Here is a 13,093-nt window from a genome sequence, read left to right as displayed (position 1 = left end):
ACGGAAACGATCGGCGCTGTACGCTGCCGGGCATGTGCGCTGCCACCCGGATGCACCCCGACGAGCCGGTGGTCGACGCGGCCCTGGTGAGGCGTCTGATCTCCGCCCAGTTCCCGCAGTGGGAGCACCTTCCGATCACTCCGGTCGGCTCCGCGGCGGCGGACAACGCGATGTTCCGCCTCGGGCCCGAACTCGCCGTCCGGCTGCCCCGGGTGGAGTGGGCGGCGGGCGACCTCCGCCGGGAACGCCAGTGGCTGCCCCGGCTGGCGCCGCGGCTCCCGCTGCCGATCCCCGCCCCGCTCGCCGTCGGCCGGCCCGCCGCCGGCTACCCGTGGGAGTGGGCGGTCCTGCACTGGATCGACGGCGTCAACCCGGCCGTCGGCGCACTCGCCGCACCCGACGCGCTGGCCCGCGACCTGGCCGGCTTCGTCAACGCCCTGCGCGCCGTCGACCCGGCCGACGCCCCCGCCGGCCACCGCAGCGTCCCGCTCGCCTCCCGCGACGGCGCGACCCGCGCGGCCATCGCCCAGCTCGCCGGCTCGATCGACACCGCGGCCGCGACCGCGCTGTGGGACAAGGCACTGCGCCTGCCCGACCACGCCGGACCGCCGCAGTGGATGCACGGCGACCTCACCCCCGGCAACCTGCTGCTCTCCCGGTCCGGCCGGCTCGCCGCCGTCATCGACTTCGCGCTGATGGGCGTCGGCGATCCGACCGCCGACCTCATCGCCGCCTGGAACCTGCTGCCGGCCGCCGCCCGCCCCACCTTCCGCGCCGCCCTGCGCGCCGACGACGCGATGTGGGCCCGCGGCCGCGCCTGGGCCTTCTCCATCGCCCTGGTGACGATCCCGTACTACCGGCACACCGACGCGGCCCTGACCGCCAACGCCCGCCACGTCGTCCGCGAGGTGCTCGCCGACCGCAGCGTCTGACCGCTCCCCCGCCGCGGCCCGCCGCTCCCCGGGGGCCGTCGCTTTCCAGGGGGCCTCGGGCGGCGCCGGGGGCGTCCGCGAGGTCGGTCAGCGCCCGCCGCGCGGCGGCCGGGCACCGGCGCGCCGACCGGGTAAAAAACCTTCCCGGGTCAAGATCCCCTGCTAGCCTGGACCCATGACTGGACTGCGCGAGCGCAAGAAGGAGCAGACCCGGCGGGCCATCTCCGAGGCAGCCATCGCGCTCTTCCTGGAGCGCGGGTTCGACCAGGTGTCGGTGGCGGAGGTCGCGGCGGCCGCCGAGGTCTCCAAGCCGACGCTGTTCTCCTACTTCCCCAGCAAGGAGGACCTGGTCGTCCACCGCTTCGCCGACCACCAGGAGCAGGCGGCCGACGTCGTCCGCAACCGGCTCGCCGGCGAACCGGTGCTCGACGCCCTGCTCAGGGACTTCCTGACCGGCCTCACCCGGCGCGACCCCGTCACCGGCCTCAACGACCACCCCGCCGTCCTCGCCTTCACCGCCCTCGTGTACGGCACCCCGAGCCTGGCCGCCCGGGTCGGCGCGTACGTGTCCCGTGCCGAACGCTCCCTGGCCGACGCCCTGTGCGGGGTCCCCGAACTCCCCGAACCCCGCGCGCTCACCGCCGCGCTGCTCGCCGCCCAGGTCACCGCCACCCAGCGCGTCCTGGCCCTGCACAACTGGCAGCGCATCCAGGAGGGCGGCCGCACCGCCGACGACCTGCACGCCGAGGCCGCCGGCGACGCCACCCGCGCCTTCGACCTCCTCGCCCACGGCTACGGCCACCCCGCCCCGGGCGAGACGGCTGAACCGATGAACCGCTGAGCGGTTGAACGGCTGAACGGCTGAACGGCTGAACGGCTGAACGGCTGGCTAGAGTGCCGCGCATGACAACGCGTCACCACAGCTTCGATGCCCTGCACAACTTCCGCGACCTGGGCGGGTACCCGGCCGCCGGGGGACGGTCCGTACGGTGGGGCCTGCTCTACCGCTCCGACTCGCTCGGCAAGCTCTCCTCCCCCGCCGACCTCGACCGGCTGCGGGCCCTCGGCGTCCGGACCGTGATCGACCTGCGCTACCCCTGGGAGATCGCCGCCAAGGGCCGGGTCCCCGAGGTCGACGGGCTGGAGTACCACAACCTGTCGATCGAGCACCGCCCGTACGACCAGGCCGAGATCGACCCGGAGCTCGACCCCTGGCGCTACCTCGCCGACCGCTTCGCCGAGGTCGCCGAGGACGGGGTGAAGGAGATCCGGCAGGTCCTGGAGGTGATCGCCGCCGCAGACGCCCCGGTGGTCTTCCACTGCGCCTCCGGCAAGGACCGCACCGGGCTCGTCGCGGCCCTGCTGCTCACCCTGCTCGGCGTCGCCGAGGACGACATCGCCGCCGACTTCGCCCTCACCGAGCTCGCCACCCCGCACTTCGTCGCCGAGTGGCACGCCGCCCACCCCGACCGCACCCTGCGCTGGCCCGGCTACGGCCGCGCCCCGGAGGCCGTCATCCGCCTCACGCTCGCCGACCTCGCCGCCCGCCACGGCTCGGTCGAGGCCTACCTCGGCGGCACCCTCGGCATCGACCGGGGCCAGGCCGACGCCCTGCGCGCCCGGCTGCTGACCGACAGCTGACCGCCACCTGACCGCCACCTGACCGAATGCGCGCAGTCGAGGAGCGGTCGACGACCACGGAGGACCTCCGAGGACCGGCTGCGCGGGAAGTCGGCCGGTCCGACTTCCCGCACAGGCGATAACTCGGTGGCAGACGGCGGTGGTTGCAGGCGACGATGCGGACATGACCGAACAACCCGCACGATGGACCGAGGCGACCGTCCACCCCGACATGTGGGCCGACCCGGACGACGACCCCCGCAACAGCGACGGGCCGAGTCCGGACGGCGAACTCGGCGCGCTGAACGACTGTCTGACGAACTACCGGCTGACCCTGCGGCTGAAGTGCGAGGGGCTGGACGCCGAACAGCTGGCCCGCCGCTCGGTGCCGCCGTCGACGATGTCGCTGCTGGGGCTGGTGCGCCACCTGGCCGAGGTCGAGCGCGACTGGCGCAACTGGGTCACCGACGGCGAGCGGCTCCCGAAGCTCTACGGGCCGCGGGACGCGGACTTCGACGGCGCGGTGGCCGAACCGGCCGTGGTGGAGGCCGCGTTCCGGGACCTGGAACGCGAACAGGCCGCGACCGACGCCCTGCTGAGCGGGTTCCCCGACCTGGGCGAACGGCTCGGGAAGGACGGCATCGCGGTCCGGGAGCTGCTGGTGCACCGGATCGACGAGTACGCCCGGCACTGCGGGCACGCCGACCTGCTGCGCGAGTGCGTCGACGGGCGGGTCGGCCAGTAGGCCCGGGGCCGTCGCGGCCTCAGCGGCGACGCCCCCGGGCCGGCCGCCCGCCCTTGCCGGACCCGGACCGGGGCTTCGCCGCCGGGCGCGCCGCCGCGGGCACCGCGGTGTCGGGCCAGTGGGCCGGGCGGGTGAGGCCGGCCGGGAGGCGGGTGGCGGCGTCGCCGCGGGCGGCGTGGAGCTGGGTCTGGGTGAGGAAGAGCGCCGTGCTGAGGTCGGCGCCGGCCAGGTCGGTGTCGCGCAGGTCCGCGCCGATCAGGTCGGCCAGGCGCAGGTCGGCGCCGGAGAGGTCGGCGGCCACCAGCAGGGCCCCGCGCAGGTTCGCGCCCCGCAGGTCGGCGCCGCGCAGCCGGGCGCCGAAGAGGTCGCCGCCGCGGTGCTCCCGGCGGTTCGGGACACCGGCGCGGACGAGTTCGCCGGCGCGCAGCAGGAGTTCGCTGACGCGCTGCCGGTGGACCGGGACGTCGAGGGCGAGGATCTCCTCGGGGGTGCCGCCGGCCAGCCGGTCGGTCTCCTCCAGGGCCTGCCGCAGCTCGGGGTGGACGGCGCGGGCGGGCTCGAAGGTGAGCGCCTCGGTCAGGTACCGGAGGAGTTCGTGCAGCTGCCGGACGACCGGGAAGACCTCGAACATCGACCCGGCGCTGTCCGGCTCCTCGCGCCAGCTGCGCCCGCCGAAGGTCACCTGGGAGACCCGCTGCCCGGCGCCGAAGCAGTCGTAGACGGTGCAGCCCTGGAAGCCGCTGTCGCGCAGGCGCGCGTGGATGCCGCAGCTGAAGTCGGCCTGCAGGTTGCGGCACGGGCTCCCGGCGGCCTTGTTCACGGCGAAGTCGGACCCGGCGGCGAACGGCAGCGCGACGCAGCAGAGCCCGAAGCAGCTGCTGCAGTCGGACCGGAGCGGGGTCGGCTCGGCCGCCGTGGGGTCCTGCGGCGACTCGGTCTCGCGCACGTTCCGGGGTCCTTCCAGCCGGGCGCCGGGGCGGCGCCGTGAACCCCGAAATCCTACTGGGCAGACCGCCCCCATCGCCGGTAAGGTGTGAAAAGCACCAGAGACTGTTACATGCAACGAGGTGGGCATCATGCAGGAGCCGGGCACCAGGGAACTGGTCCGGATGTGGATCTCGGGCTGGGTCGTGTCGCGCGGCGCCGCCGAGCCGGTCGACCAGCCCTGGGGCTGGAGCATCGACGTCGGCTCACCGACGGGGGAGGTGGGCCGGCACGTGCTGCCCGAGCCGACCGAGGTCGAGGTCCGCAAGATCGCCGAGGCCACCACCGCGCCGACCACCTGGCTGAAGCTGTTCGCCGAGGACGCCACCGTGCTCCCCTGGCTGGGCCCGCAGTGGCGGCAGGACCTGCCGGGCTTCCTGATGAGCGTCCCGCTCGCCCCCGAGCGGCCGGCGGCCCCGGCCGGCCACACCGTCACCACCTGGGAGCGCGGCGGCGTCATCCGGACGATGGTGCGCACCGAGGACGGGCACCTGGCGGCGCGCGGCCAGGCCGGCCTGGCCGGACCGGTCGCCGTGCCCGACCAGATCACCACCGCGCCCGGGTTCCGCCGCCGGGGCCTGGGCGCCCTGGCGATGCGCACGCTGCAGTCCGCCGCGTACGAGCGGGGCGCGCGCACCGGCGTGCTGGTCGGCACCCCGGACGGCCAGGCGCTCTACACCGCGCTCGGCTGGACCACCCACTCCCCCATGGCGAGCCTGGTCCTGGACCCGACCGACCAGCAGCAGCAGCAGGCCCAGGACTCCTAGGAGTCAGGGCTCCTGGGCCCCGGGCTCCCGGGAGTCCGGATTCCCGGAAGTCAGGATTCCTCGGAGTACGGCAGGAGTTCGGCCCGCTTCGGCGGGCGCCCGTCGCCGGAGGAACGGCCGGTGAGGCGGCGGCCGACCCACGGGCCGAGGTGGGTGCGCAGCCAGCGGGCGTCGGCGCGCAGGCGCTCGGTCGGGCCGGGCGGGGCGGCGACGGGCAGCGGGGCGCGCCAGTCGAAGCCGGCCGGGCGGCCGAGCGCCTCCAACACGCCCTCGGCGACCCGCCGGTGCCCCTCGGGCGAGAGGTGCAGCCGGTCCTCGGCCCACAGCCGGCGGTCGTCGAAGCAGGGTGCGGAGAAGAGGTCGACCACCGCGAAGCCGTCCTGGCGGCCGAGCTCCTGCACGAAGGCCTTCATCCGCAGGATGGTGGGCAGCAGCCGGGCGCTGCCCGCCATCCTGCGCGTGGGGTCGGTGCTGGTGAACAGGACCACGGTGGCGCCGCCGGCCCGCAGCTCGCGGGCACAGTCGCCGAGCAGTTGCTCGACCCTCTCGATGTCGCAGCCGGGGCGCAGCACGTCGTTGAGACCGCCGGCCAGGGTGACCAGGTCGGCGCCCATGGCGGCGGCGGGGGCGAGCTGCTCGTCGTGGATCTGCCCGATGAGCTTGCCGCGGACGGCGAGGTTGGCGTACCGGAAGTCCCCGTCGGCGCGCTCCGCCGCCAGCGCCGAGGCGACCCGGTCGGCCCAGCCGCGGTAGTGGCCGTCGGGCAGCAGGTCGTCGCACATGCCCTCGGTGAAGGAGTCGCCGAGGGCGACGTAGCCGGCGTAGCTGCGATGGGTGGTGGGCACGGGCGGGGGCCTCCGCTCTCCTGGGACGGCTTCGCGGTCCGACGATCGTACGTGCGCGTCGGTGCGGCTCCGCAGCCAGGCCCCTGACCTCGGTGCTCATCGGGCGTCGACCGTTCGTTCACCGGCCCCCGCCATCCTGGGCACGACGGGACGGCGGCCGGCGACGGGGGCCTTGCCGCTGCCCCCGTTCACCCGCCGCGCGCCGCCCCACTCCGCCGCCGAGCCACCGCGCCGCCGAGCTGCCGCGCCGCCGGGCCGTCAGAGCGCGACGGCCGCCTCGTCCTCCGCCTTGCGGGGCGTGAACCAGTGCTCGCGCACGGCGTCGGTGGGCCGCTGCTCGCCGAGCGCGGCCAGGCCCCACTCCCCCAGCGCCTCGATGACCGGTCGCAGTTCGCGCCCGCGCTCGGCGAGCTCGTAGACCGTCGCGTTGGCCGGCCGTTCCAGCCGCCGCCGCGCGACCAGGCCCTCGCCCTCCAGCTGCTTGAGCCGGGCAGCCAGGATGTCGGTGGAGACGCCGGGCAGGTCGGCGTGCAGGTCGGTGTAGCGGCGCGGGCCGGCCAGGAGTTCACGGACGATCAGGAGGCTCCAGCGTTCCCCCACCGCGTCCAGGGCGCGGGCGACGGCGCAGTACTGGTCGTAGCTTCGGCGTGACATGTGGATCAGCATAGCCAAGAGGTTGGACTTTCCAAGTGCCAACTTGGTAGAACAAAGCAGAAGCAACGGAGCGGTGGTGACGGTCGGGAGGCCGCAGATGGAGTTTCGGCAGTCCAGCAAGCTGAATGACGTGTGCTACGAGATCCGCGGTCCGGTGGTCGACCAGGCCAACGCCCTGGAGGAGGCCGGGCACACCGTGCTGCGGCTGAACACCGGCAACCCGGCCCCGTTCGGCTTCGAGGCGCCCGAGGAGATCGTCCAGGACATCATCCGCAACCTGCCCAAGGCGCACGGCTACAGCGACTCCCGCGGCATCCTGCCGGCCCGCCGCGCGGTGGTGCAGTACTACCAGCAGCGCGGGGTCCAGGGCGTCACCGTCAACGACGTCTACCTCGGCAACGGCGCCTCCGAGCTGATCCAGATGGCCGTCACCGCGCTGGTGGACGACGGCGACGAGGTGCTCGTGCCGATGCCCGACTACCCGCTGTGGACGGCGGTGGTCCGGCTGGCCGGCGGCAAGGCCGTGCACTACCTGTGCGACGAAGAGGCCGAGTGGTACCCGGACCTGGACGACATCGCCGCCAAGATCACCGCCCGCACCAAGGCGATCGTCGTCATCAACCCCAACAACCCCACCGGCGCGGTCTACCCGAAGGAACTGCTGGAGGGCATCCTCGACCTGGCCCGCCGCCACCAGCTGATGGTCCTGGCCGACGAGATCTACGACAAGATCCTCTACGACGGCACCGAGCACCACTGCCTGGCCGCCCTCGCGGACGACGTGCTCACCCTCACCTTCAACGGCCTCTCCAAGTCCTACCGGGTGGCTGGCTTCCGCAGCGGCTGGCTGGTCGTCTCCGGCCCCAAGCAGCACGCCACCGACTACCTGGAGGGCCTCACCATGCTCTCCGGCATGCGGCTGTGCCCCAACGTGCCCGCCCAGTACGCCGTCCAGGCCGCGCTCGGCGGCCACCAGTCCATCAACGACCTGGTGCTGCCCGGCGGCCGGCTCACCGAGCAGCGCGACATCGCGGTCCGGGCGCTCAACGAGATCCCCGGCGTCAGCTGCGTCAAGCCCAAGGGCGCCCTGTACGCCTTCGCCAAGCTGGACCCGGCGGTGCACCGGATCGTCGACGACGAGCAGTTCGTGCTGGACCTGCTGCTGCGCGAGAAGATCCACGTCGTCCAGGGCACCGGCTTCAACTGGCCCCGCCCGGACCACTTCCGCTTCGTCACCCTGCCCCGCGCCGACGACCTGGAGACGGCCGTCAACCGGATCGGGCGCTTCCTGGCGACGTACCGCCAGAGCTGACGCTTAGGGTCTGTCGCATGACCGTCCTGCGCTCGATCGCACTGTTCGCCCTCGCCGCGCTCGCCGAGATCGGCGGCTGCTGGCTGGTCTGGCAGAGCGTGCGCGAGCAACGGCCCTGGTGGCTGGCCGGGTTGGGCGTGGTGGCGCTCGGCGCGTACGGCTTCGTCGCGGCGCTGCAGCCGGACAGCCAGTTCGGCCGGGTGCTGGCGGCGTACGGCGGGGTGTTCGTGGCCGGCTCGCTGCTCTGGGGCGTGCTCGTCGACGGCTTCCGGCCGACCCGCTACGACGTGGCGGGCGCGCTGATCTGCCTGGCCGGGGTCGCCGTCATCATGTACGGCCCCCGGCGCTGACCCGCCGGACGGCCGGCCACCGCGGACGCACCGGTGCCCCGGTGTCGGGCTTCCGACACCGGGGCACCGTCACGACCGCCCGGGACTACCAGCCCCAGCCGCCGCCCTCGCCGTCGTCGTCGCGGCCGGAGTCCCAGCCCTCGCCGACCTTGCGCAGGATGGTGTAGTTGTCGATCTGCGTGCCGTCCTCGGCCAGCGCGGTGACCTTCATGGTCGACTTCTGGCCCAGGTGGGCCGGGGTGACGTCGACCTTGATGAAGGAGTAGCCGGTGTAGCGCACCCGCGACCACTGGATGGTCTCGGGGGTCTTCACCCGGCCCTTGCTCCAGTAGTACGTGGTGACCTCGTCCTGGTGGTTCTCGTGCCCCTCGTAGGTGTCCGGCACGTCGAACTTGTACAGGCTGCGGCCGGCCGCGCCCGCGGTCACGTAGACCACGCCGTCCTTCTCGGGCTCGATGGTGGCGCCGCTCGGCACCTGCTTCGAGACCTTGTTGCCGAGGATGGCGTCGGTGCGCTCGTAGATGTGGTTGTGGCCGTTGATGACCAGGTCCACCCGGTACTTCTCGAACAGCGGCACCCAGGCCTCGCGGACACCGCCCTCGGAGGCGTGCGCGACGGTGGTGGAGAAGGCGCAGTGGTGGAAGAAGACCACGACGAAGTCGATGGTCTCGTCGCTGCGCAGGTCCTTGAGGGTGCGCTCCAGCCACTTGGTCTGCTTGCCCGCCGAGAGGCCCAGGTTGGCCGGGATCTCGTAGGAGACGTCGTTGGCGTCGAGGGAGATCACGCCGACGTTCTTGTAGCGGAAGGTGTAGACGCCCGGGACGGTGCGCGGGTCCGGACCGTTGTTCGGCAGGTAGAAGCGGGTGTTCTCGCCGCCGTAGCCGTTGGGCGAGTACCAGGCCTCGATGTCGTGGTTGCCGTAGGAGACCATCCACGGGATCTCGGCGGCGACCGTCTCGGTCTGGACCAGGAAGTCGTCCCAGGTCTTCGCGTTGTAGACGGACTTGTCCGGGTCGGTGCCGGAGCCGGCCGGGTCGGCGTAGCAGATGTCGCCGGCGTGCAGGTGGAAGGACGGCTTCTGCGCCTTGATGATGTGGTCGTTGCCGGCCGCGTGGGCGCTGACGCCCTGGTCACCGAAGGCGGTGAAGGTGAACGGCTCGTACACCTTGCCCCAGCGGTGGTCGCGGGAGGGCGCGGTGCGGAAGGTGTGCAGGGTGGAGATCTGCTGCTGCGACGCGGGGTCGAAGCCCTCGTGGCCGACGCCGTAGTAGTACGTGGTGTCGGGGTGCAGGTCCTCCAGCGCCACGTGCAGGTAGTACTGGTCCACCGGCTGGCTGCCCGGGGTCAGCGCCGGGGTGTGCAGCGCGCGGACCTCGGCCTGCACCTTGTGGCTGAGCTCCCACGGGGTCTTGCCGAAGCGCAGGAACGGCTTCTTGACCGGCGCCGGGACCTGCCAGGAGATACGGAACTGGGTGTCCGGCTCGGGGCCGAACTGGAGGTGGCGACCGACCGGCGCGACCAGCGAGCCGTCGATGCCGTCCGCCGTGCCGCCCGTCAGCAGCTGCGGGCCGGCCGGCGCCGCGAAGGCGGTGCCGCTGCCCAGGGCACCGCCGACGGCAACGGCGCCGACGGTCACGGCACCGGCGCGCAGCATCCGGCGGCGGGAGAAGCGGGCCCGCAGGTACTCGTGCTGCTCGGCCATGCTCATGCGGTCGGCAAGCTTGGCCGGCACGCCCATGTTGGGGATATCCATGCGCGGGACTCTGTCAGCGGCGCGTGGATCTGACGCGGACGCCCGGTGAACGGGCCGCAGCGTGTCCCCCATTCGAACACCAATGTTCGACCATGGTTCGGTAAAGGGCGTGTCCGCGTCGGTCCGACGCCGGATCATGACCCCCGCCGACCGGTCCACTTGAGCCGGTGTCGGCGCGCTCTCCCCCGGCGGGAACGGCGTGCCGGAGGGTCAGGAGGGCTCGTCCCACTGCGTGGCGGTGCGGTTCCCGGTGCCGTCGCAGGTACGGCAGATCTCGTCCCTGTAGGCGTGCTTGGCGCCGGTCGCGTCCACCCGGTAGCGCACGTACACCCCGGTGCCGTCGCACAGGAAGCAGTTGCCGCCCCCGCCGCCCACCTCGGTGGTGCCGGTGCCCTGGCAGGTCCGGCAGCTGAGGCCGGCGGTCCGTCCGGTACCCGCGCAGATGCGGCAGACCGTCGTCATCGTCTTCCTCCCTCGCGCGGAGCGGCTCGGTGCCACCGGTCATGCTAGTGGTGCGGGCCGCCGGACCACCCCGGGAAGACCATATGACGATCGGTCAGGTCAGGCCCGGCGGCGGACACTACTCCGGCAGGCCCTCGCGGACCCGCCGGGAGACCGAGATCAGCTGGAGGTCGAGCAGACCGGGCGGCTCGGCGAGCCCGGGGCCGCCCGCGCGCACCCAGGCGGCTATGTCGTCGATCATCTCGTCCATCAGGACGAAGCCGAGCCAGACCGGCCGCCCGCCCGCGGCCCGGCCCTCGCTGGAGGGCCCGACCACCACCACGTTGGACTGACTGCACACGTCCAGGCACTTGACGGCGCGGACCCGGCCCGCCGCCCCCACCGCCGTCCGCAGCCGCTCGTACTGCCCCGCGTGGTCCACCCCGGGGTGCTTCGCCTCGGTGCCGCAGCAGCAGCCGCGGCAGACGGTGACGGTCACCGGGGAGCCGGCGCCCCGCTTCCGGTCGTGGTCCCGGGCGCCGTCACGGTCACGGTCTCGGCGGCTCATCGGTTCTGGATACCCCTCGTGGTCGGCGGCGCGCTCTGCACCGGCACTGTACCCGCCGGTCAGGGGCCGCCCACCAGGCCTGACGCCCCGTACCCCGGGGCGGGCCGCCGTCGAACCGCCCACCGCCGCAGCCCGCCGCCCGCCGCCCGCCGTCCGCCGTTGAACCGCCCGCCGTCCGCCGCCCGCCGGTTATCCGACCGCCCGCGCCGCGGCCCGCCCGGCCGTACGGCCCGAGAACAGGCACCCGCCCAGGAACGTCCCCTCCAGCGAGCGGTAGCCGTGCACGCCCCCGCCGCCGAAGCCCGCCGCCTCGCCCGCCGCGTACAGGCCCGGCAGCACCTCCCCGTCCGGCCGCAGCACCCGGGAGGACAGGTCCGTCTCCAGCCCGCCCAGCGACTTGCGGGTCAGGATGTTGAGCCGCACGGCGATCAGCGGGGCGGCGCCGGGGTCGAGGATGCGGTGCGGGGCGGCGGTGCGCACGAGCTTGTCGCCGAGGTAACGGCGGGCGCCGTGGATGGCGGTGACCTGGAGGTCCTTGGCGAAGGGGTTGGCCAGCTGGCGGTCGCGGTCCTCGACGGTGCGGCGCAGCGCGTCCGGGTCGATCAGCGGCTCGCGGGTCTTGGCGTTCATGCCGCGGGCGAGGTCGGCGAGGTTGCCCGCGACCACGAAGTCCCGTCCGTGCCGCAGGTGGCCCTGGACCGGGCCGGGGGCGCCGGGCAGGGCGCGGCCGAGCACGCCGCGCACGGACTTCCCGGTCAGGTCCGGGTTCTGCTCGGAGCCGGAGAGGGTGAACTCCTTCTCGATGATGCGCTGGTTGAGCACGAACCAGGTGTACTCGTACCCGGTGGACATGATGTGCTCCAGCGTCCCGAGGGTGTCGAAGCCGGGGAACAGCGGGACGGGCAGCCGCCGGCCGCGCGCGTCCAGCCAGAGCGAGGACGGGCCGGGCAGGATCCGGATGCCGTGCCGGGCCCAGATCGGGTCCCAGTTCTCGATGCCCTCGGTGTAGTGCCACATCCGGTCGCCGTTGATCAGGCTGGCACCGGCCGCGCCGGCGATGTCCAGCATCAGGCCGTCCACGTGCGCGGGCACGCCGGAGAGCAGCTTGGCGGGCGGGGTGCCGAGCCGGGCCGGCCAGGCCTTGCGGACCAGGTCGTGGTTGCCGCCGATGCCGCCGGAGGTGACGACCACGGCCTGGGCGCGCAGTTCGAAGTGCCCGGCGACCGTGCGGGAACTGGCCTCGCCCCGGCCGGCCGGGCTCGGCTCCAGCACCTCGCCGGTGACGGTGTCGACGGCGCCCGCGGTGGCGGACAGCCCGGTGACGCGGTGCCGGAAGCGCAGGTCCACCAGCCCGCGGGCGGCGGCGTCACGGACCCGGCGCACGAAGGGCGCCAGCAGTCCGGGGCCGGTGCCCCAGGTGATGTGGAAGCGCGGCACCGAGTTGCCGGGTCCGTCGGCGAGGAATCCGCCGCGCTCGGCCCAGCCGACCACCGGGAAGAACCGCACGCCCATCCCGCGCAGCCAGGAGCGCTTCTCGCCCGCGGCGAAGTCCACGTACGCCTCGGCCCAGCGGCGCGGCCAGGCGTCCTCGGGGCGGTCGAAGCCGGCCGTGCCGAGCCAGTCCTGCCAGGCGAGGGCGTGCGAGTCGCGGATCCGCATCCGGCGCTGCTCGGGCGAGTCGACCAGGAAGAGGCCGCCGAAGGACCAGTGCGCCTGTCCGCCGAGCGAGGCCGCCGGCTCCTGGTCGAGCAGGATCACCTTCCGTCCGGCGTCGGCGAGTTCGGCGGCCGCGGCGAGGCCGGCGAGGCCCGCTCCGATGACGATGACGTCGGCGTCCAGGGCCATGCGCAGTCCTCCGTGGCGGCTCGCGGTGGCGGCGGGCCCGGGGCTGCGCCGTCGCCGTGCGCCCGATACTGCGGCCTGCGGTGACGTCCGGTCAACCGGTTGTCGACCGGCCGGTAACAAGCGCGTGCGCGGATTCCGCTCCACGGCGTTTCGGAAATACCTCCGATACGCGGTGGAGCGGAATTCGAAATGTCATGCGGGGCCATCTGACGGAATTTCGGCAATTTCTGCGCAAACCATGGACGCCCGCGAAACCTGGCAGTAACTTACCTGCGAG

Annotated in this window: 13 protein-coding genes and 1 pseudogene; 7 read left to right on the top strand and 7 right to left on the bottom strand. The window is 73.6% G+C overall.

Translation table 11 applies throughout. The annotated features are described in order from the left end of the window. Nucleotides 1–32: 32 nt before the first annotated feature. The 4 genes from ACZ7KX_RS13615 (at nucleotide 33) to ACZ7KX_RS13600 (ending at nucleotide 3,297) form a co-directional block, all read left to right on the top strand. Complete coding sequence (locus tag ACZ7KX_RS13615) at nucleotides 33–932, top strand: aminoglycoside phosphotransferase family protein (protein ID WP_402809599.1); 900 nt, start codon at nucleotides 33–35, stop codon at nucleotides 930–932. A gap of 175 nt (nucleotides 933–1,107) precedes the next feature. Continuing rightward, nucleotides 1,108–1,773, top strand: coding sequence for a TetR/AcrR family transcriptional regulator (locus ACZ7KX_RS13610; protein WP_470326582.1), 666 nt, complete (start codon nucleotides 1,108–1,110; stop codon nucleotides 1,771–1,773). Between the two features lie 62 nt (nucleotides 1,774–1,835). Beyond that, the gene (locus tag ACZ7KX_RS13605) at nucleotides 1,836–2,573 is read left to right on the top strand and encodes a tyrosine-protein phosphatase (RefSeq protein ID WP_470326581.1); all 738 of its coding nucleotides are present in this window, start codon (nucleotides 1,836–1,838) and stop codon (nucleotides 2,571–2,573) included. 163 nt (nucleotides 2,574–2,736) lie between these two features. Next, a complete protein-coding gene (locus ACZ7KX_RS13600) occupies nucleotides 2,737–3,297 on the top strand; it encodes a DinB family protein (protein ID WP_470326580.1) in 561 nt (186 codons plus the stop codon). Between the two features lie 19 nt (nucleotides 3,298–3,316). On the opposite strand, the gene ACZ7KX_RS13595 is transcribed toward ACZ7KX_RS13600, so the two are convergent. After that, nucleotides 3,317–4,243 carry a pentapeptide repeat-containing protein gene (locus ACZ7KX_RS13595; RefSeq protein WP_470326579.1) on the bottom strand — a complete coding sequence of 309 codons (927 nt, stop codon included), beginning with the start codon at nucleotides 4,241–4,243 and terminating at the stop codon, nucleotides 3,317–3,319. 130 nt (nucleotides 4,244–4,373) lie between these two features. Between ACZ7KX_RS13595 and ACZ7KX_RS13590 the strand changes: the two genes are divergently transcribed. Then, on the top strand, nucleotides 4,374–5,048 hold the full coding sequence (locus ACZ7KX_RS13590) for a GNAT family N-acetyltransferase (protein ID WP_470326578.1): 675 nt from the start codon (nucleotides 4,374–4,376) through the stop codon (nucleotides 5,046–5,048). Between the two features lie 50 nt (nucleotides 5,049–5,098). On the opposite strand, the gene ACZ7KX_RS13585 is transcribed toward ACZ7KX_RS13590, so the two are convergent. Together ACZ7KX_RS13585 and ACZ7KX_RS13580 are read right to left on the bottom strand one after the other, a co-directional pair. Beyond that, entirely contained in the window at nucleotides 5,099–5,893 is a 795-nt protein-coding gene (locus tag ACZ7KX_RS13585; RefSeq protein ID WP_470326577.1) for an SGNH/GDSL hydrolase family protein, read from the bottom strand. A gap of 300 nt (nucleotides 5,894–6,193) precedes the next feature. Next, nucleotides 6,194–6,547, bottom strand: a pseudogene (locus ACZ7KX_RS13580) (winged helix-turn-helix transcriptional regulator); the annotation flags it as partial. A 97-nt stretch (nucleotides 6,548–6,644) separates the two neighbouring features. On the opposite strand from ACZ7KX_RS13580, the gene ACZ7KX_RS13575 reads away from it, so the two are divergent. Both ACZ7KX_RS13575 and ACZ7KX_RS13570 read left to right on the top strand, forming a co-directional pair. Then, entirely contained in the window at nucleotides 6,645–7,859 is a 1,215-nt protein-coding gene (locus ACZ7KX_RS13575) for a pyridoxal phosphate-dependent aminotransferase (protein ID WP_470326576.1), read from the top strand. Nucleotides 7,860–7,876: 17 nt separating this feature from the next. Beyond that, a complete protein-coding gene (locus tag ACZ7KX_RS13570; protein ID WP_470326575.1) occupies nucleotides 7,877–8,209 on the top strand; it encodes a YnfA family protein in 333 nt (110 codons plus the stop codon). An 85-nt stretch (nucleotides 8,210–8,294) separates the two neighbouring features. Here ACZ7KX_RS13570 and ACZ7KX_RS13565 read toward each other — a convergent pair whose 3' ends face one another. The 4 genes from ACZ7KX_RS13565 to ACZ7KX_RS13550 form a co-directional block, all read right to left on the bottom strand. Further along, nucleotides 8,295–9,962 carry a purple acid phosphatase family protein gene (locus ACZ7KX_RS13565; protein ID WP_470326574.1) on the bottom strand — a complete coding sequence of 556 codons (1,668 nt, stop codon included), beginning with the start codon at nucleotides 9,960–9,962 and terminating at the stop codon, nucleotides 8,295–8,297. 210 nt (nucleotides 9,963–10,172) lie between these two features. Then, a complete protein-coding gene (locus ACZ7KX_RS13560; RefSeq protein WP_030056971.1) occupies nucleotides 10,173–10,424 on the bottom strand; it encodes a hypothetical protein in 252 nt (83 codons plus the stop codon). Nucleotides 10,425–10,542: 118 nt separating this feature from the next. After that, nucleotides 10,543–10,971 (bottom strand): (2Fe-2S) ferredoxin domain-containing protein, encoded by a 429-nt coding sequence (locus ACZ7KX_RS13555; protein ID WP_350526427.1) that lies wholly within the window; start codon nucleotides 10,969–10,971, stop codon nucleotides 10,543–10,545. A 189-nt stretch (nucleotides 10,972–11,160) separates the two neighbouring features. Then, entirely contained in the window at nucleotides 11,161–12,816 is a 1,656-nt protein-coding gene (locus tag ACZ7KX_RS13550) for an FAD-binding dehydrogenase (RefSeq protein WP_470326573.1), read from the bottom strand. Between the last annotated feature and the right edge of the window lie 277 nt (nucleotides 12,817–13,093).

The organism is Kitasatospora sp. NPDC038210 (assembly GCF_055600605.1).
This window is presented reverse-complemented; position numbering and strand designations above follow the sequence as displayed.